This is a genomic window from Clostridium perfringens ATCC 13124 (genome assembly GCF_000013285.1).
GTDB classification, from domain to species: domain Bacteria; phylum Bacillota; class Clostridia; order Clostridiales; family Clostridiaceae; genus Sarcina; species Sarcina perfringens.
In genome coordinates this window covers 1934382-1952861 of record NC_008261.1, presented here as the reverse complement: position 1 = coordinate 1952861, position 18480 = coordinate 1934382, and the positions used below count along the sequence as shown (strand labels likewise).

Genomic DNA, 18480 nt, shown 5'->3' with positions numbered 1-18480 from the left:
ACGTTATTAATTAGGAAATAGCTATTTTATTTACAAAAAGTTTACAGAAATTATCTTGAAGGTAACCTATGTTACAGAAGAATAGGGAAAGATAAAATATAATTGATTTATAAATTATATTAAGAGGTGAAAGTATGAGTTTATTTTTAGGAAAAATCCATTTTTGGTTATTTGATAAAATAAAGTGGTTTGAAAATCTAGAGGAAGAAGTTTTAAAAATAGCAAAGGAAAGAAATATGCCAGTAGAGGAGTGGGTTTCTTATGCAAATTTAAATTTTGGAGAAAAAACTCCAAATAAACCTTTAGATGAAATAATAGATGAAAGTAATATACATGGTTGGTTAGAAGGAAGAATAAATTCAGCTGAGAGTAGATGTGCATATTATATAACTAATATGTTAAAGGAAGATAAGGGAGTAAAGAAGGAGCTTATAGAGCTTTATGAAAACCATGGAAAAATAAATGCAGATGAGTGCAAAGGAAAAATAGATAGGGAAAATATTTTAGAAGTGTATAATTCTTTAAATGATTATATATTAGATGGTATGCCTTGTGATAGAATTAATGAGATTTTAGAAAATTCTCCTGAAAAAATAGTATGGCATATGAGTAGAGACCTACATGAAAGATTTTGGGAAAGTGTAGGAGGAGATGTAAATGAGTTTCATGATTTAAGAAATTCATGGATAAAAGCCTTTGTTGAAGAAATTAATCCACAATTAGAATTAGTTATTTATGAAAATGGACATAAGTCTATAGTAAGAAAATAGGTTAGACTATTAATTTTTAAATATTATAAATAAAAGTATAGTGAAATAGGTAAGATAATGGCACTTTGACAATTAAGGACATATTATAAATTAAAACCCTTTAACATAGGAGGATAATATGTATTTAGCTCAAGGTGCCATTATAAGTTTGGACTTAGGTAAAGGGCATATTATAGACAAAGATACATCAGATGATTTAAAAGAAAAAATTCAAAGAACTATTCTTTATTTTTTTAAGAAGGAAGTAGCTCAAAATAATTTAAGGTTTATTGATTTTACTCCCTATAATGAATTTTTTATTTCAAATGGAGAAAAGTTAAAAAGCATAGTGAAAAGAGTAAATAGAAGTGAATCAGATTTGCATATCACTTTAAATATTGATTTTTCAAAGTCAAATGAAATTTTTTGCTTTGTAGAAGAATTTGATTCAAAGGGGAGAAAGTTTGCAGAGAATATATGCTCATTTTTTGAATTAAGCAATTATAAGAATAAGGGCGTTAAGAAGGCCGAAGTTTATAATCTTTTATATATGGATAAACCAAGTATAATAATAGACTTAAATCTAAATATTAAGGATGAATCTGAAGTGGCTGAAAAAGGGGAATGCATAGCTAAAACCTTAGTTGAATCTATTTTATCCTTAGGAACAAAATAAATGTTGAGAGATAATCTCAACATTTATTTTTTAATCTATAAATTTCAGGAGTACTTTCATCTATTACTTCAAAGCTATATCCAGCTGATTTAAAATGTTTTATGATTGATGGCAATGCTTTAGCAGAATTATTATTAGAATATCCACAATGCATTAAAAGTACAATATAATCAGAATTAGAAATTGACTTTTGAACTATAGAACTTGGGCTTAGGTTTGGATTAAGAGCATCAGTGCTATCTACCGTCCAATCATATATTCTAAAGCCTTGTTTATGTAAGGAGTCTACTAAGGATTTTTTTAAGGTATATGTACTATTATTAGAACCAAATGGAAATCTAAGAGAAAATACTTTCTTTCCAATAACTTTTTCTATGGATTCTTGAGCTTTTAAGTTTTCTTCTAGGAATGAGGAGTCATTTCTGTAAATTTTATTTCTCTCATGGGTAAAGGTGTGTACTCCTATGGAATGACCCTCATCATTCATTCTTTTAACTAAATCAGGGTGTTTTTCTACTAGTTCTCCTATTAAAAAAAATGTAGCTTTTACATCATTTTCTTTAAGGGTGTTTAAAATTTCTTCTGTAACCTTACCACCAGGGCCATCATCAAAGGTTAAAAATATTTTTTTTGTGCTTTCTTCTAATTCAGCTGCTTTAATAGGTTTTGAAGAGGTAGCTAAGGCTGAAAAAGAAAATATTAATGTAATTAGTAAAAAAACAAATTTTTTCATTTTATCACTTCCTTAAGTATTATTTCTATATTTAAAACATCTTAATTAGTATTTTCAAAAAAAGCATTAAATATAAGCACATTAGGTTACAAATTAGAAAGGAATAATTGTTTTTTATTTCTTTCACTTTATGTTATAATTAATAAAATAAAAAATATAAAGAGAGTGATAATATATGGAGAAGTATTTAAGAATATTATTAGGAATAATTGTTACAATACTTATATTCGCTTTTGCAATTTGGGTATTACCTTATGTTTTAATAGGAGTTGCAATACTGATCCTTATAGGATGGGTGTACTTTAAATTTATAAGAAAGTATGTTAATAAAAACAAAAAAGAAAAAACAGAAACTTATACTTACACATTTACAAAAGAAGAAAAGAAATCAGAGGCTGATATGCAAGATGATGGCCCTGTTATTGATGTTGATTTTGAAGAAGTAAAAGATGATAAATAAGGATTGATTTAATGAATTTTAGAAAGTTAAAAATATTTTTTGAAACAGCTAAATGTTTAAATATGACTAAAGTAGCTAAGTCTATGTATATAAGTCAGCCATCTATAAGTCAAGCCATAGCTGAATTAGAAAGTGATCTTGATGTTAAACTTTTTGATAGAATAGGTAAAAGGCTTTATCTCACTCATGAGGGTGAAGTATACTTTGAATATAGTAGAAGAATTTTAAACCTTTATGAAGAGGCAAATAGTACCATTAGAAGTAGTAAAGAAGGTCAAAAAGGGAAAATAGTTATAGGTGCAAGTACAACAATAGGTATATATATACTTCCAGAGTTAATAAAGGAATTCAATGAGTTACATAAAAATATAGAAATCTCTTTAATAATAGAGAATACACAGTTAATAGAAGAGCTTATTATGGAAAATAAGGTTGATATTGCTTTAGTAGAAGGATATGTAAAATCAGATGAATTAGAAGTTTTTGATATAGGAAAGGATGAGTTAATATTTATAGCAAATCCTAATAATCCTATATTTTCAAAGGATAAAATAACTTTAAAAGACTTAGAAGATGAAAAATTTATTATGAGGGAGCCTGGAAGTGGTACAAGAGAAATTATAGAAAATTATCTTATAAACAAAGGGTGCAACTACAATGTATATATGGAACTTGGAAATACAGAGGCTATTGTAAGAGTTGTAGAAACAGGACTTGGTATAGCCTGTGTTTCTTGTAAAGCTATAGATGAAAGAATCAATGAAGGCTTAATTAAAGAAATAAAAATAGATGATATTAAGGTAAGTAGAGATTTATATCTTATATATCATAAGGATAAATTTATTTCTAAAAACTTAGAAATATTTATAGATAAAATTAAAAATTCAGATATATAAAAAAAAAGGATAGTAATACTTATTTTTTAGTATTACTATCCTTTCTTTTCTTTTATAGTAGATAAAAGAAAATTGATATAAAGTGACATAGGCTTCCTAATAATATGAATATATGAAATATTTCATGGAATCCTAAGTTATTAAATTCAAGAAATTTTGGTTTAAGTGCATAAATTATTCCACCAATTGTATATATAACTCCACCTATTGCTAACCAAATTAATGCTAAAGCAGGTATGTTTTTGAAAAATGGAATAGCACCTAAAGAAATCCATCCCATTCCTATATACATAAGAGTAGAAAGAATTCTAGGACAATTAAACCAAACCATCTTAAATAAAATACCTAAAATCGTAAGAATTACTATTAAAGAAGTTATAAAAATTTGAGCTTTACCTTCAAGACCAATAAGACAATAAGGCATATAACTTCCGCAGATAAGTATAAAGATCATAGAATGGTCTAAACGTCTTAAAAATGCTATAGTTTTTTCCTTTGCATTAACTAAATGGTATATAGCAGAGGCACTATAAAGCAACACTAATGAAAAACCAAATAGAATAACTGATAAAAGTGGTAATCCAATCCCGTATATATAAGTAGCTTTAGCTGTTAGTGCCACTAAGGCGAATATTGATAAAATAGCACCAAATAAATGAGTAAAACCATTTATTGGCTCTCTAAAAAACGTATTTTTCATAACATACCTCCAAGGAAAAAGTTTTCAAGTAGTTTTCGAAACTACTTACTATCATATTACAATTATCCTTTAAATATAGGAATATATCAACCTTTAAATTAGGGAGAATTTTAATGATATGTAGATAATATTGCCAAATAGCTTGAATTTATTTTGATTTCCTTATAATATAATATATATAGGATGAAATGTAGTTTTAGAAACTATGTGATAAATTAAATGGAATGGAAGTGATTTTATGAATTTAAATGATTTATTAGAGAGTTTAAATTTAGATAATAATATTAATTTAGAGGATATACCAGAATTAGATTTATATATGGATCAAGTAATACAATTATTTGAAAATAAATTAGGTGGAAATAAGAGATTTGAAGAAGATAAGATTTTAACTAAAACTATGATTAACAATTATGCAAAGGGAAAATTGTTAATGGATATAAAAAATAAAAAGTATAGTAAGGAACATATTATACTTATGTGCTTTATATATAATATGAAGGGTATATTAGCCCTTAGTGATATAAAACTAGCTCTAGGAGATATTGTTGAGGGATATAATAAGGAAGAATTTAATTCAGAGGATATAAGAAAGCTCTATAAAATATATTTAAAGGGACAAGAAAAGAATATAGAAGATATAAAGCAGGAAATTAATATAGATTTAAATAATTTAGGAGAAGAATTTAATTCACTAGAAAGTAGTGAAAAGAAATTACTTTTATCTGCAATGCTTGTGGATAAAGCAAATATATATAAAAAACTAGCTGAAAAAATACTTGATAGTGAATAGACATTAAAACACATAAAATGTAACAATTTGTAATTGGTAGTCATAATATATATTAATCATATGATAAAACCTAGGAGGGTAAATTATGGATTATAAAGATTACCAATGTGATTCTCAAGGAATAGAATTAAATGAATTAGAAGAATTATTTGAAGATGCAAGATATAATAACTATCATCATAATCACTGTGATAACCATGACCATCACAATCATTGTGATCATCATGATCATTGCAATCATCATGATCATAATCATGGATGCTGTGATGATGGAAGAGATTGTTGTAAGAGACCTCAACCAAAACCAATTCCTAAGAAAGGAACTATTGAAGTACAATCTTTATTAGGATGTTCTGATGGTGAACCAATAAGTGGAATGCCAATAGAATTATATAAAGTAGATTGTAACACTGGTTTTGAACTTGTAGATTGTAAATATACAGATCGTTGTGGTAAGGTTTGTTTTAAATGTTTAGAAGATGGATTATATGCTGTTAAACAACCTGTAGACCGTTGCTACTTTGAAGCACCAGAATACTATCCATGCTATGAAGTATGTATTTCTCCAAGAAATAAATATGCTAAAGTAGTAATAATCAACAAATTAAGAGATAGGGAAGACTGTAATAGACCACCTATACGTTGTAGATGCAATAGTGAAGCAAGCTGTCAATAATTAGAATAAAATTATTTAGAAGCTCACAGAATATTCTGTGGGCTTTAATTTTTATAAATAAAATTATATAATAGCTATAGTTTAATTTTATTTCTAAAAAATTATATAGATTAAACAAAAGAAAGGAATTTGATATGATAATTAGAATTAAGTATTTTGATAAAGCAACTAAATTAAAAAAAATAACAAAGGGTAATTGGATAGATGTATATGCTAATAAGGATGTATTTGTTAAATGTGGAGAGAGAGCAATGGTACCTTTAGGATTTGCTTTAGAACTTCCAGAAGGATGGGAAGGACATTTAGCACCTAGAAGTTCAACTTTTAAAACTTGGGGAATTATACAAACTAATAGTGTTGGTGTTGTAGATGATACATATATAGGAGATAATGATCAGTGGCATATGCCTGTTTATTGCTTACAGGGAAAAGACATTGAAAGTGAGAATGGGGAAGAAGTTAAAGGAACTTGGATAAGAAAAGGGGATAAAATAGGTCAATTTAGAATTATGGAAGTTATGCCAGAAATAGAGTTTGAAGAGGTAGAATCCTTTGGAAACAAAGATCGTGGTGGATTTGGTACTACAGGAACAAAATAGATAAATAAAGAAATGGTGTATTAAAATAACTTTAAGAAATTTATTTTAATACACTCTTTTATTTAAGTTCAATTTAAAAGAGAATACATGGGAAATTTTTTTTAAAAGAACTTTCCATGCATTCTCTTTTTAGATTGTTATATGAATAAATTCTTTTATTATTTTATTCCTCAAGAGATTCAGAAAGCTCTTCCCAAGTAGCGTAAAGAGAATCTATCTCTTCTTGAACTGAATTAATTTCTTTATTTACTCTTACACTTTCTTCTGGATTTGAATAAACTTCCTCAGTACAAAGCATTTCTTGAAGTTTTTCAAGTTCTTCTTCTTTTTGAGGAATTAATTTTTCAACATCTCTAAGTTGAGCTCTTAAAGCTCTAGCTGATTTTTCAGCAGATTTTTTCTTTTTTCTTTCTTCTTTTATTTGTGTTTTGGTTTTACCTTGGTTTATTTCCTCATCAATATCTTCATATCTATTAGGATTAGCTTTCTTATCCATATAATAATTGTAATTTCCTAAGTATGTTTTAAGACCATTTTCTTGAAGTTCAACAATTTTGTTAATTACTTTATTTAGGAAGTATCTATCATGGGAAATTACTATTAAAGTTCCATCATAACTTAAAATTGCATCTTCTAGGGCTTCTCTAGACATAATATCTAAGTGATTTGTAGGCTCATCTAAAAGAAGAAGATTGGCCTTTGAAAGCATAAGTTTTAAAAGATTTATCTTACACTTTTCACCACCACTTAATAGGGAAATTTCTTTAAATACATCATCACCAGTAAATAAGAAAGAAGCAAGATAATTTCTAACCTCAGTAGTAGTAAGATTAGGGAAGTCATCCCAAACTTCATCTATTATGGTTTTATGGAGATTTAAATTAGATTGCTCTTGGTCATAATATCCTGTAAATACGTTTTTACCAAGGGATACAGAACCAGAATCCTGTTTTAACATTCCCATTATTATTTTAAATAGAGTAGTCTTACCTCTACCATTTTCCCCTATTAGGGCAACCTTTTCTCCACGTTTTAAATCTAAATTTACATTTTCAAATAAAAGACTATCATAGCTCTTTTTTAGGTTTTCAATATGTAAAACATCATTTCCGCTTTTAACTAAGGTTTCAAAGCTTATTTTAGAGGCTTCTTTTATAACCTCTGGTGCCTCTAAACGATCCATTTTATCTAAAGCTTTTTGTCTACTTTCAGCAGCTCTAACACTTTTTTCTCTATTAAATGAACGGAACTTTTCTATAATTTCCTCTTGTCTTTTTATTTCTGCCTGTTGAAGATTATAAGCTTTTAATCTAGCTTCAATATCCTTTTTTCTAAGTTCAAGGAATTTTGTATAGCTTGCATTATAACAATGTATATTTCCACCAATAAGTTCAAAGGTTGTATTTGTTACAGAGTCTAAGAAAAATCTATCATGGGAAATAACAAAGACTGTTCCCTTATAACCATTAAGATATTCTTCAAGCCATTCTATAGCTTCTAAATCTAAGTGGTTTGTAGGCTCATCTAAAAGAAGTAAGTCTGGTTTTCTTAAAAGCAGTTTACAGAGTGCTAATCTAGTTTTTTGACCTCCACTAAGGTTTATAATTTGATTGTTGAAATCTTCCTCTAAAAAACCTAAACCTTTAAGAACTCTAGAAATTTCTCCTCTAAAAGTATAACCGCCTCTATTTTCATAAAGCTCTTGAGATAAGGTATAATCCTTTATAAGTTTATTATGATATTCTTTATTTGAAGCATCATAAGGTTCATTAAGTTTTTCTTCTAAGGTTTTAATTTTATCTTCAAGTTCCGTTAAAGATGAGAATACAGAAAGCATCTCATCATAAATAGTATTTTCACTATCTAAAGATAAATTCTGAGAGAGATATCCTAGGGTTTTGTTTTTATCTAAAAATAATTCACCACTATCATAATCTAGTTGCTTGGTAAGAATTTTAAATAAGGTTGATTTACCTTCTCCATTTGGTCCTATTAAACCAACCTTGTCACCTTCATTTATATTAAATGTTACATCTCTTAAAATCTCATCAATACCAAAACTTTTAGTTAAGTGTCTACAGCTTAAAATAATCATTTTAAAACTCCTATCATCGAATTTATAGTATTAATCACATACAATTATACTAATAATGAAGAATTTCATCAAATTAAATGTTTGCTTAGAAAGGATTTCATGAAATCCTTATGTTTTAAGAACCTAATTTAAACCTTTAGAATAATATATACCATTGGAGTGATGTGTTATGAATAATAATTTTAGAGAATTGTTTATAGGCGTTGATGAAGAAATAACTATTTATAATGGAAAAAAGATAGTACCAATTAATCTTGACAATGCAGCTACTACACCTGCTTTAAAGGAAGGATTAAAATGCGTTAGTGACATGTTGCATGTATATAGTTCCATTGGAAGAGGAAAAGGATATAAAGCAAATTTTTGTAATGAATTTTATGAAAACTCAAGAAAAAAGATTTTAGAGTTTTTTAATGTTAAGAATACAGAGGATTATACTGTAATATATGTAAAAAATGCTACTGAAGGGTTGAATCTTTTAGCACATTCTTTAGGAAACAAAAAGGATTATATAATAAGCACTAGAATGGAACATCATGCAAATGATTTGCCTTGGAGAGAAAATAGCAATATTTTATATGCTGAAGTGGATGAACTAGGACTTTTAAAAAAAGAAAAGATAGAAGAATTAATTAAAAAACACAAAGGAAAAGTAAAATACTTAACAATAACAGGTGCCTCTAATGTAACAGGATATTTAAATCCAATAAATGAAATAGCAAAAATGGCTCATGATAATGGAATTAAAATAATAGTAGATGCAGCTCAGTTAGTTGCTCATAAGCCAATAAATATAGGGGGAACTGGAAATAATGATCACATAGATTTTCTAGTTTTCTCAGCTCATAAAATGTATGCTCCCTTTGGAACAGGGGTAATTATTGCATTAAAAGAGCTTATAAAAGATAAAGATCCATTATTAAAAGGTGGAGGAGCAGTGGACTTAGTTTCAGATAATAAGGTCTTTTTAGATAGTGAGCCAGAGCGTTTTGAAGCAGGAACCCCTAATATAATAGGAGTATGTTCACTTTTATCATCAATTAAAGTAATAAAATCTATAGGTTTTGACAAAATAGAATTATTAGAGGAAAACTTGAAAAAAACTTTGTTAGATGGCTTAAAAGGTATGCCAGATATAATAACATATGGAGATTCTAATTATAAAAATAGAATAGGAGTAGTTGTCTTTAATGTTAAAGATATCCACCATGATGTAATATCAGAAAGGTTAGCTAACCTTAGGGGAATATCTATTAGAAATGGAACTTTTTGTGCTCATCCTTATGTTAGAAGGCTTTTAAACCTTAAGGATGAAGAATTTTCAAAATATGCTTATAGCAATAAGCCTAGACCAGGTATGTTAAGAGTAAGTTTAGGATTATATAATACTAAAGAAGAAATAGAGGAATTTTTAAATACCTTAGAAATAGTAAAAGAAAAAGATTTTAGACTATAAAATTTATTCTAAATAAATTCTTAAGTTTTCATATATAAGAATTTATTTAGAATTTTTTTATGTAAAATCACAGAAATAAAAAGAAATTTTTGATATTATAAATTATGTAATTAATCTTATATTAAATTAAAAAATAAAAGTTATATATTCTATTTAGAAGTTATTTTACTAGTTTAATTTAATAGGTTGCAGAACATTATAAATACTTATCTTTTGTGGAATATACAAGAGATATTTTAGAAAGAAGGAGAAAAATATGAAAAGTCCATCAGAATATCATAAGGAAGGATATACTTGTGCAGAGGCTATTATAAAATCTTATAATGAAGAATTTAATAAGGATATACCAGTATCTTTAGGAAGTGGCATGGGAACAGGAATGGCTGTTGGAAGTTTATGCGGAGCCGTAAATGGAGCAGTTGTAGCTATTGGTTTCATAAAAGGAAGAGAGAGTAATGATGAGAAAAATGAGGCCAGAGCTTATTCAAAGGAACTTCTAAATAGAATAAGAGAAGAGTTTAATTCAGAAATTTGTTTAGACTTAAAGAAAAGTAAGGTAAGTTGTGCAGAAATAATAGATTTTGCATATGATACTTTAAAGGATGTTCTTAAAGAAAAATAAAAGACATGCAGAAAATGCATGTCTTTTATTAAATGTAGGTAATTGAGTAAAATAATATTTATAAAACAAAACTATGATAAAGAGGAAGAGAATCTCTATCCTCAAAATCGCTAATTAATGGCTTAAGATATAATAAACCTTCTTCGGTTATATTATTACCTTCTTCATTTATCCATTCACTTGGAAAATATTTTATATTATTAGCTATTTTATCAGCTTCAATTAAAAAAGTAGAGCTTTTATATGGGAATGAAGAATCTCTTCTTATAGCAACCATATAACCACCTTCTGAATTAATAGAAGCTTCTAAGGCAGCTTGTCCTACCATAACAGCTTCATTTACATCTATTTTAGATGAAGCATGCATAGAACATCTTTGTAGAGTATTAAGTTCTAGAGATTTAACTCTATGTGTTATACTAGCTTGGATTATTAGGTTCTTTAAGTAAGTACCTACACCACCTAATTGAGCATGTCCAAATGAATCGTCATTTGGTGCAGTTTCAGTAAGAAACTTTCCATTTTCATCTTTTAATCCTTCAGAAGCTACTATATATACATGTTTTTTTTCTTTAAATATTCTAGCTACATCAGTTAAAAAGCTTTGTACTGAAAATGCTCTTTCAGGTAAATATACTAAATCAGCACATTTATTCCCGTTTATAGTTGCTAAGGCACCAGAAGCTGCTAACCAACCTGTATCTCTTCCCATAGTTTCAATTATGAAAATTCCATTATTAGTATAAACTTTTGAGTCTAAATAAGTTTCTAAAACTGCTGTAGATATGAATTTTGCAGCGCTACCAAATCCTGGAGTGTGATCTGTGTGCATTAAATCATTATCTATTGTTTTAGGGATTCCAAAGAATTTTATATCTATATTTTTAGCTTTTGCAAAAGCATTTAATTTAGCAGTAGTATCCATTGAGTCATTTCCACCTACATAAAAGAAAGCTTTTATATTAAGTGAGTTTAAAATATCTAAAAGTTTTAAGTACTCATCTTCACTTTCGCTAAGAGGTTTTAATTTATATCTACAAGAACCTAAACCAGAGGCTGGTGAATTTTTAAATCTTTCTAATTGAAGTTCATCAAGGTCTGAAAGGTTTATTATTTTCTTATTTAAAATACCTTCTATTCCGTTTAATCCACCATAAACATTCTCATATAAATTAAGTTTTTTATTTGCTTTAACTAGACCATAAACACTAGCATTTATTACTGAAGTAGGTCCGCCAGACTGAGCTATAATACAATTCATTTGAAAAATCTCTCCTTTTATTATGCACATTTATATAAAAAAGGTTAAATGTGCTATACTATTAAACTTAATAACGTACTCTATTTCATAATATACACTACTTTAATATTTCTTGTCAAATAGAAATATTAAAATTTTAATTTAAATTGAATTTGAAAATAATTCGTATTTATTTTGAGGATTTTAAAAAACATAGGGTTTTATTAAATTTTTTAAAAAATTAATTGATATTTTAATTAAAAAAAATAAATGGAGTTTTATTTAAATATTGGGTAACTTATTAAAGAAATTATCAAGAAAGTATTAAGAAAAATTAACAATGATTAAAGAAATATTTCTATTTTATTCATTTTTTGGTTGATTTTTGTTCACATAGTGCTATAATTAGTAATCGAGAGGTGAATTTTTTATGAACAAAAAAATCTTAATAGCAAGCCATGGCAAGTTGGCAGGGGGAATTCAGAGCTCCTTAAATATACTTGCAGATAAGGGTGATGATGTAGAAGTTATAAATGCATATATCACTGATGAGGATTACACTCCACAAATTGTAAATTTTATCGAGAGCATTGGGGAGAATGAGCAAGGTATAATATTTACTGACTTATTTGGCGGTAGTGTTAATCAAAAAGCAGTAACACAAGTTGCAACTGCTAAAAAGGAAAATATTTTTATAATTTCTAATGCTAATTTAGCAATAGTATTATCAATATTATTTTCTGCTGAAGATGAGTTAACAGAGGAGTCTATAAAAAATGCTATAGATGAAGCTCAAGTAACTCTTGTTTCAACAAAGTTATCTAGTGATGATGAGGATGACTTTTTCTAGATATTAAGAAATTAAAAACCAATATCTAACAATACCCTTTAAGAAAACGATTAATTATATTTATATGAAATAATAAATTTTTTTAAAGTAATAGTAATCGTTTAAAAAGAAAAAATTAACAAAATAGTATTTTGAATTTTAGGAGGAAAAAATTATGATAACTCAAATACGTGTAGATGACCGTTTAATACATGGACAAGTAGCAGTAGTATGGACAAAGGAGCTAAATGCACCACTTTTAGTAGTAGCAAATGATGAGGCTGCAAAAAATGAAGTTATGCAAATGACTTTAAAAATGGCTGTACCAAATGGAATGAAACTTTTAATTCGTTCAGTTGAGGATGCTATAAAAGTTTTTAATGATCCTCGTGGTAAGGATAAAAGAATGTTTGTTATAGTAAACAGTGTATCAGATGCTACAAAGATTGCTAAAGAAGTTAGTGATATAGAATCTGTAAACGTTGCTAATGCAGGACGTTTTGACAAATCTAATCCAAAAGACAAAGTAATGGTATTTTCAAGTGTTCAATTAAATCCAGATGAATTAAAAGCTGCTAAGGAATTATCAGAGCTAACTAATGTTAAATCTTATAATCAAGTATTACCATCAAATCCACAGCTTGATTTAAAGAAAGCTTTAGCACAATTTTAATATAATATTTGATTAAATAAACTAGACTTAGTTTAAATTAAAATTTTAGAATAGTTTATAAATCGATTTACATTGAATTTAAAAAAAATAAAGCTTAATAGAGCTTTTAGAAGTAAATATTAAAAAACTAAATATTTTTAGGGGGTAAAAAATATGTTGATGCATGCTTTAATGGCAGCACTAAGTGTATTTATCTGTTTTGCTGGTAACTACTTAACAGGACAAAGTATGATGGAACGTCCTTTAGTAGTAGGTCTTGTAACTGGTATATTAATGGGAGATATGAAAACAGGTATATTAATGGGGGCAGCTTTAGAAGCCGTATTCCTAGGAAATGTTAATATAGGTGGGGTTATAGCAGCGGAACCAGTTACTGCAACTACCTTAGCAACAACTTTTGCAATTATTTCTCATGTTGAAACAAAGGCAGCAATTACACTAGCTATACCTATTGGTATGTTAGCAGCTTTTGTTGTTATGTTCTTAAAAAACGTTTTAATGAATGTTTTTGCACCTGCTTTAGACGATGCTGCTAGAGAAAACAATCAAAAGAAAATAGTAGCACTTCATTACGGTACATGGGCATTATATTATCTTATAATATCAGCTATATCTTTCTTAGGTGTATTACTTGGAAGTGGTCCTGTAAATGCCTTAGTAGAAAATATACCTGCTAAACTAATGAATGGATTAAGCGCCGCTGGTGGACTTTTACCTGCAGTTGGTTTTGCAATGTTAATGAAATTACTTTGGGATAATAAATTAGCAGTATTTTATCTATTAGGATTTATTCTTACAGCTTACTTAAAACTGCCAGCTGTTGCAGTAGCAGTGGTGGGAGTTGTAATATGCGTTGTAACTTCACAAAGGGATTTACAGATTTCAAATCTTGTCCTTGCAGGTCCTAAAGGATCTGGACAGATGACCAAAGAAGATGAAGAGGAGGAATTTTTTGCGTAATGAAGATGAAGGAAAACTTATCAATTGAAGATAAAAAAATGTTACGTTCAGTATTTTGGCGTTCTTGGACTATGAATGCTAGCCGTACTGGTGCTACACAATATCATGCAGTGGGAGTTATATATACTCTTTTACCTGTAATAAATAGATTTTATAAAACTAAAGAGGAAAGATCAGAAGCTTTAGTTCGTCATACTACTTGGTTTAATGCTACTATGCATTTAAACAATTTTATTATGGGACTTGTATCTGCTATGGAACGTCAAAATAGTGAAGATGAAAACTTTGATTCAAGTTCAATTACTGCTGTAAAGGCCTCATTAATGGGACCGCTTTCAGGAATAGGTGATTCTTTTTTCTGGGGAATTTTAAGAGTTGTTGCAGCAGGTATAGGTATATCATTAGCTAGTACAGGCTCACCTTTAGGGGCAATAGTATTTTTATTATTATATAATATTCCAGCATTTTTAATACATTATTATGCACTTTATAGTGGATATTCAGTAGGTGCAAACTTTATACAAAAATTGTATGAAAGTGGCGGTATGAAAATATTAACTAAAGCTTCAAGCATACTTGGTCTTATTATGATGGGTTCTATGACTGCATCAAATGTTAAGTTCAAAACTATACTTCAAGTTGCTGTAGAAGGAAGCGACAAGCCTATTATGATTCAAGAATATTTGAATCAGTTATTCATTGGTATAGTTCCATTATGTGTAACTTTACTTGCATTCTACCTTTTACGTAAAAAAGTTAACATAAACATGGTAATGTTTGGTGTTATGTTCTTAGGTATAATATTAGGTTTATTAGGAATATGCTAAAATATACTTATAAGAATTCAGTGGTTTAAATACAATGGATTTTGTTTTAGTTTTTGATTAGATAGTATGTGTGGATAATTTCTACTAAAAAATGAAATTATAAAAAGGATATATTATGGTTGCAAAGATGCAATTTTAATATATCCTTTTGTATTTAAATTTATAATTAATTTTTAAATCATAAGTAAGACTAGATCAGTTTAATACTCCAATTTAGAAATATATTTTATACAAGTTTTTTTATGTGATATAATTTATATTAATGATTTAAATATTTGTTTAGGAGATTGTTATGGAAGTAAAAGAAATATTTAAAGCTAATGGTGTTAAAGTTACCAAAGCTAGATTATTAATATATGATTTGTTAAAGGAAAGTGATAGAAGTGTTACTGCCGATTATATATATAGTAAATGTAAAGAGATAAATTTATCTACTGTCTATAGAACTCTAGAGGTATTTTTAGAGAAGGATTTAGTAGATAAGTTTGAATTAGGAGATGGAAAAAGTTCTTATAAATTAAAGAATAGAAATATTCATAAGCATATTTTAGAATGTGATTTATGTCATAAAGAAATAGAAGTTCCATGTCCTATGCAACAGATTGAGGAGCTTTTAAGAAATCAAACAGGATTTAAAGTAAAAGAGCATAATCTTACTTTAAAGGGTATATGTGAAGAGTGTATAAATAATAAGAAAAAATAATTTTAAAATAGAATATTTACTTCAAAATTATAAGTATATGAATATTTATAATTTTGATATTTTATTTATAATTAATACTAGATTAAATAATAAATTATAGGCTATGAAGTAGTGAATAAAAATATTCATTATTTTATAGCTTTTTTTATTAAATTGTATGAACTTACAAAAAAGAAAATATAAAGAAAATCTTAATAAAAACTAAAATTTTTTCATTGTTTAAAGTATTTAGATTACTTAAAATGGGTTTAAAAAGGAGGGAATTATATGATAAAGTTTGATAAAAAAAAGAAGAATAATATTACTATAGTAAATATATATAATTTTATAAGAAAAACTGTTTATCCAAGTGGTGAATTTGTTGAAGATGATTTTCAGACAGTAGTTAGAGAGATTGAGTTAATAAAACAATATGGGTTTCCTGCAACCTATGCATTAAAACATGATGCTTTAATGGATGAAAGATTTGTAAACCTTATAAAAGAATCCATAGATGAATATGACGAAGTTGGAGCTTGGTTTGAGATAACTGAGGAATTAGCAAAGAAGGCCGGTGTTAAATGGAAGGGGGAAACTCCTATTGATGACCATGTTCATAGGGGATATTCACTAGGATACAGCCCAGAGGATAGATTTAAAATGGCTGATGTTTACATGGATGATTTTAAGTGTATATTTGGATACTATCCTAAGACAGTTGGTTCTTGGGTTATAGATATAAGAACTTTAACATATTTAAAGGAGAAGTATGGAGTAATAGGAGGGGCTATTTGTAGAGATCAAATTGGAACTGATGGATTTACTCTTTGGGGAGGATATTTTAATCAAGCCTATTATCCAAGTAAGTTAAATGAATATATTCCAGCTCAAAGGGAAGAAATGCAATTAGATTTACCTTTATTTAGGCTTTTAGGACCAGATCCAATTTATAATTTTGAAGAGGGATTACGAGAAGAGTTAAAAGGAGTCCATACTTTAGAGCCAGCATGGATAATTGGACAAAATAAAGAATGGGTTCATTGGTTTTTTGAGTGTTTAAATGAAGAGGAGACCTTAGGATTTTCTTATGCTCAGGTAGGACAGGAAAATACATTTTTATGGAATACCATGTATAAGGGATATGAAGTTCAAATAGAACATATATTCAATTTGCAAAAGGAGAAAAAGCTTAGAGTTGAAACCTTAGCTGAAAGTGCTCTTTGGTATAAGAAGAAATATAAATTAACTCCACCTACTACCTTTGGGGCTAAAAAGGATTGGAACACTTATAATATGAAAACTTTGTGGTATAACAGTAGATTTTATAGAAGTAGTTTTTTATTTGAAAATAATGTTTTAAGTATAAGAGATATTCATTTATTTAATGAAAATTATGAATCAAGATATTATGATAACTATTTAGATGATAATGAAAGTGTATTTGATGCATTGCCTTTAATGAGACCTCATTACTGGAAAAATGAAATAGATGAAAGACCAGAAATAAGCTTTGTTAAATTAAAAAGAATTGGTGTATATGAAAAAATTAAAGGAGATACCATAGATTTTAAAGGGATTAATGAGGATAAATGCAAAATAACATGGGATTTAAATCATGAGGAAAGCATAAAAATACTTTGCTATGAAGATAAGATAAGTATTAAATTTAATGTGAAAGATTCTAAAGAATGTATGCTTTGTATAAATACCTTACCTGTTCTTCAGGAATTAAATTTAAATACTATTTTATGTAAACATAATGATTTTAAATATAAAATCTCCTTAATTAAGGGAGAATTCTCAGTAGATGAAGAATATAAGATATTAATAATTCCAGAGGCGGGGGAAATACTTTTAGATTTAAATACTATTTGTGAAAAACCTAAGGAAAAAGAGTTCTTTACTGATGAATATTTAAAAAATAGAGAAGAGATAGATGGATATGTACCAGAATATAAAAGGTATAAGAAAGGTAGTAAGGTTAAACTTAGAGCCTTTAGACCAATTGTAAATATAGATACTTTACTTATGAATAAACCATTTTCTCAAGAAATTCTTTTAGGAAAAAGAGATAAAAAGGGAGAGATTAGATATACTTTAGATGGAAGTGAGCCAAATGAGAAATCCTTATTATATGAAGAGCCAATAGTTGTTAATGATAGAGCTTTTATAAAAGCTAAGGTTTTTAAAGAAGGATACAAGCCTAGTAACACTGTGGAAAGTAGAATATATGTAACTTTGCCAATAGCTAATATTAAAGGATTAACTAAGCCTACAGACCACTATATGTACAATAAAAGAGGAGTTTATGATTTAATAGATGGTGAAAAGGGAAGTTTACATTATACTGATGGAAAATGGCTTGGGTATACAGAAGATATGGAAGTAATAGTTGACTTAGGAGAAGTAAAAGAAATAAAAGAAATAATGGTTGGATTTTTACAAGACACAAGAGCTTGGATTTACTATCCTAAGTTTGTAGAGTTTTATTCTTCATTAGATGGAGAAGAGTTTACTTTATTAACAATGGAAGAAAAGGATAAGAATGAAAAAAGAGAAGAAGTAGGAAAAAAGGACATTACATCACAAAGAGAAATTAAGACTAGGTATATTAAAATATTTGCAAAGAATGAAGAGGTATGTCCAGCTTGGAGTATAATGCCTGGAGAGGGTCCTACCTTTATGTTTGTTGATCAAGTTACAGTAATATAAAGAGATTAATAGCAATAAAATTTGAAGGTTTTAAAGCTATTTAAAAGGAAAATTTTGTTCCTTTATAAATATATATAGGTAATATATTATTTAAAATACAGA

Annotated in this window: 19 protein-coding genes; 15 read left to right on the top strand and 4 right to left on the bottom strand. The window is 27.7% G+C overall.

The features are described from left to right. Positions 1-134: 134 nt before the first annotated feature. On the top strand, positions 135-770 hold the full coding sequence (locus tag CPF_RS08400; protein WP_011590857.1) for a hypothetical protein: 636 nt from the start codon (positions 135-137) through the stop codon (positions 768-770). Between the two features lie 118 nt (positions 771-888). Further along, positions 889-1425: a hypothetical protein gene (locus tag CPF_RS08395; RefSeq protein WP_011590856.1), complete on the top strand. Its 537-nt coding sequence runs from the start codon at positions 889-891 to the stop codon at positions 1423-1425. A gap of 16 nt (positions 1426-1441) precedes the next feature. Here the strand turns inward: CPF_RS08395 and CPF_RS08390 are convergent, their stop codons facing one another. After that, positions 1442-2158, bottom strand: a complete 717-nt coding sequence (locus tag CPF_RS08390; protein WP_011590855.1) for a polysaccharide deacetylase family protein — start codon at positions 2156-2158, stop codon at positions 1442-1444. Positions 2159-2333: 175 nt separating this feature from the next. On the opposite strand from CPF_RS08390, the gene CPF_RS08385 reads away from it, so the two are divergent. Next, positions 2334-2618 (top strand): hypothetical protein, encoded by a 285-nt coding sequence (locus CPF_RS08385; RefSeq protein ID WP_003454593.1) that lies wholly within the window; start codon positions 2334-2336, stop codon positions 2616-2618. 11 nt (positions 2619-2629) lie between these two features. Next, complete coding sequence (locus CPF_RS08380; protein ID WP_003457153.1) at positions 2630-3514, top strand: selenium metabolism-associated LysR family transcriptional regulator; 885 nt, start codon at positions 2630-2632, stop codon at positions 3512-3514. Between the two features lie 52 nt (positions 3515-3566). Here CPF_RS08380 and CPF_RS08375 read toward each other — a convergent pair whose 3' ends face one another. Then, positions 3567-4214 (bottom strand): PAQR family membrane homeostasis protein TrhA, encoded by a 648-nt coding sequence (locus CPF_RS08375; protein ID WP_003481593.1) that lies wholly within the window; start codon positions 4212-4214, stop codon positions 3567-3569. 238 nt (positions 4215-4452) lie between these two features. Here CPF_RS08375 and CPF_RS08370 point away from each other — a divergent pair, with 238 nt between their 5' ends. From CPF_RS08370 to CPF_RS08360, 3 genes are all read left to right on the top strand, one after another. Then, positions 4453-5007, top strand: a complete 555-nt coding sequence (locus CPF_RS08370) for a DUF1836 domain-containing protein (protein WP_003454691.1) — start codon at positions 4453-4455, stop codon at positions 5005-5007. Positions 5008-5092: 85 nt separating this feature from the next. Further along, positions 5093-5683, top strand: coding sequence for a hypothetical protein (locus CPF_RS08365; RefSeq protein ID WP_003463726.1), 591 nt, complete (start codon positions 5093-5095; stop codon positions 5681-5683). A 134-nt stretch (positions 5684-5817) separates the two neighbouring features. Further along, positions 5818-6282, top strand: a complete 465-nt coding sequence (locus CPF_RS08360; protein WP_003468316.1) for a dUTP diphosphatase — start codon at positions 5818-5820, stop codon at positions 6280-6282. A gap of 163 nt (positions 6283-6445) precedes the next feature. On the opposite strand, the gene CPF_RS08355 is transcribed toward CPF_RS08360, so the two are convergent. Then, positions 6446-8377, bottom strand: coding sequence for an ABC-F family ATP-binding cassette domain-containing protein (locus tag CPF_RS08355; protein ID WP_011590854.1), 1932 nt, complete (start codon positions 8375-8377; stop codon positions 6446-6448). A gap of 169 nt (positions 8378-8546) precedes the next feature. On the opposite strand from CPF_RS08355, the gene CPF_RS08350 reads away from it, so the two are divergent. Together CPF_RS08350 and CPF_RS08345 are read left to right on the top strand one after the other, a co-directional pair. Next, positions 8547-9833: an aminotransferase class V-fold PLP-dependent enzyme gene (locus tag CPF_RS08350; protein WP_011010462.1), complete on the top strand. Its 1287-nt coding sequence runs from the start codon at positions 8547-8549 to the stop codon at positions 9831-9833. A gap of 256 nt (positions 9834-10089) precedes the next feature. Then, entirely contained in the window at positions 10090-10455 is a 366-nt protein-coding gene (locus CPF_RS08345; protein ID WP_003454615.1) for a C-GCAxxG-C-C family protein, read from the top strand. Positions 10456-10513: 58 nt separating this feature from the next. Here the strand turns inward: CPF_RS08345 and CPF_RS08340 are convergent, their stop codons facing one another. Next, on the bottom strand, positions 10514-11716 hold the full coding sequence (locus CPF_RS08340) for a 6-phosphofructokinase (protein ID WP_011590853.1): 1203 nt from the start codon (positions 11714-11716) through the stop codon (positions 10514-10516). Between the two features lie 409 nt (positions 11717-12125). Here CPF_RS08340 and CPF_RS08335 point away from each other — a divergent pair, with 409 nt between their 5' ends. From CPF_RS08335 to CPF_RS08310, 6 genes are all read left to right on the top strand, one after another. Next, positions 12126-12545: a PTS sugar transporter subunit IIA gene (locus CPF_RS08335; protein ID WP_003454549.1), complete on the top strand. Its 420-nt coding sequence runs from the start codon at positions 12126-12128 to the stop codon at positions 12543-12545. A 154-nt stretch (positions 12546-12699) separates the two neighbouring features. Further along, positions 12700-13197, top strand: coding sequence for a PTS system mannose/fructose/N-acetylgalactosamine-transporter subunit IIB (locus tag CPF_RS08330; RefSeq protein WP_003454565.1), 498 nt, complete (start codon positions 12700-12702; stop codon positions 13195-13197). A gap of 153 nt (positions 13198-13350) precedes the next feature. Beyond that, complete coding sequence (locus CPF_RS08325; RefSeq protein ID WP_003454617.1) at positions 13351-14157, top strand: PTS mannose/fructose/sorbose/N-acetylgalactosamine transporter subunit IIC; 807 nt, start codon at positions 13351-13353, stop codon at positions 14155-14157. Continuing rightward, the gene (locus tag CPF_RS08320; protein WP_003457176.1) at positions 14157-14984 is read left to right on the top strand and encodes a PTS system mannose/fructose/sorbose family transporter subunit IID; all 828 of its coding nucleotides are present in this window, start codon (positions 14157-14159) and stop codon (positions 14982-14984) included. The genes CPF_RS08325 and CPF_RS08320 overlap by 1 nt, the downstream gene beginning before the upstream one ends. Before the next feature lie 292 nt (positions 14985-15276). After that, positions 15277-15687, top strand: a complete 411-nt coding sequence (locus tag CPF_RS08315; RefSeq protein WP_003454598.1) for a Fur family transcriptional regulator — start codon at positions 15277-15279, stop codon at positions 15685-15687. A 267-nt stretch (positions 15688-15954) separates the two neighbouring features. Next, positions 15955-18378 carry an FN3 associated domain-containing protein gene (locus CPF_RS08310; RefSeq protein ID WP_011590852.1) on the top strand — a complete coding sequence of 808 codons (2424 nt, stop codon included), beginning with the start codon at positions 15955-15957 and terminating at the stop codon, positions 18376-18378. Positions 18379-18480: the final 102 nt, after the last annotated feature.

Bases quoted from the DNA above. Each gene is read 5' to 3' on its own strand.
- CPF_RS08345 (WP_003454615.1), top strand. From the start codon at position 10,090: ATGAAAAGTCCATCAGAATATCATAAGGAAGGATATACTTGTGCAGAG.
- CPF_RS08325 (WP_003454617.1), top strand. From the start codon at position 13,351: ATGTTGATGCATGCTTTAATGGCAGCACTAAGTGTATTTATCTGTTTT.
- CPF_RS08320 (WP_003457176.1), top strand. From the start codon at position 14,157: ATGAAGATGAAGGAAAACTTATCAATTGAAGATAAAAAAATGTTACGT.
- CPF_RS08360 (WP_003468316.1), top strand. From the start codon at position 5,818: ATGATAATTAGAATTAAGTATTTTGATAAAGCAACTAAATTAAAAAAA.
- CPF_RS08355 (WP_011590854.1), bottom strand. From the start codon at position 8,377: ATGATTATTTTAAGCTGTAGACACTTAACTAAAAGTTTTGGTATTGAT.
- CPF_RS08370 (WP_003454691.1), top strand. From the start codon at position 4,453: ATGAATTTAAATGATTTATTAGAGAGTTTAAATTTAGATAATAATATT.
- CPF_RS08365 (WP_003463726.1), top strand. From the start codon at position 5,093: ATGGATTATAAAGATTACCAATGTGATTCTCAAGGAATAGAATTAAAT.
- CPF_RS08310 (WP_011590852.1), top strand. From the start codon at position 15,955: ATGATAAAGTTTGATAAAAAAAAGAAGAATAATATTACTATAGTAAAT.
- CPF_RS08330 (WP_003454565.1), top strand. From the start codon at position 12,700: ATGATAACTCAAATACGTGTAGATGACCGTTTAATACATGGACAAGTA.
- CPF_RS08400 (WP_011590857.1), top strand. From the start codon at position 135: ATGAGTTTATTTTTAGGAAAAATCCATTTTTGGTTATTTGATAAAATA.
- CPF_RS08335 (WP_003454549.1), top strand. From the start codon at position 12,126: ATGAACAAAAAAATCTTAATAGCAAGCCATGGCAAGTTGGCAGGGGGA.
- CPF_RS08375 (WP_003481593.1), bottom strand. From the start codon at position 4,214: ATGAAAAATACGTTTTTTAGAGAGCCAATAAATGGTTTTACTCATTTA.
- CPF_RS08385 (WP_003454593.1), top strand. From the start codon at position 2,334: ATGGAGAAGTATTTAAGAATATTATTAGGAATAATTGTTACAATACTT.
- CPF_RS08340 (WP_011590853.1), bottom strand. From the start codon at position 11,716: ATGAATTGTATTATAGCTCAGTCTGGCGGACCTACTTCAGTAATAAAT.
- CPF_RS08350 (WP_011010462.1), top strand. From the start codon at position 8,547: ATGAATAATAATTTTAGAGAATTGTTTATAGGCGTTGATGAAGAAATA.
- CPF_RS08380 (WP_003457153.1), top strand. From the start codon at position 2,630: ATGAATTTTAGAAAGTTAAAAATATTTTTTGAAACAGCTAAATGTTTA.
- CPF_RS08395 (WP_011590856.1), top strand. From the start codon at position 889: ATGTATTTAGCTCAAGGTGCCATTATAAGTTTGGACTTAGGTAAAGGG.
- CPF_RS08315 (WP_003454598.1), top strand. From the start codon at position 15,277: ATGGAAGTAAAAGAAATATTTAAAGCTAATGGTGTTAAAGTTACCAAA.
- CPF_RS08390 (WP_011590855.1), bottom strand. From the start codon at position 2,158: ATGAAAAAATTTGTTTTTTTACTAATTACATTAATATTTTCTTTTTCA.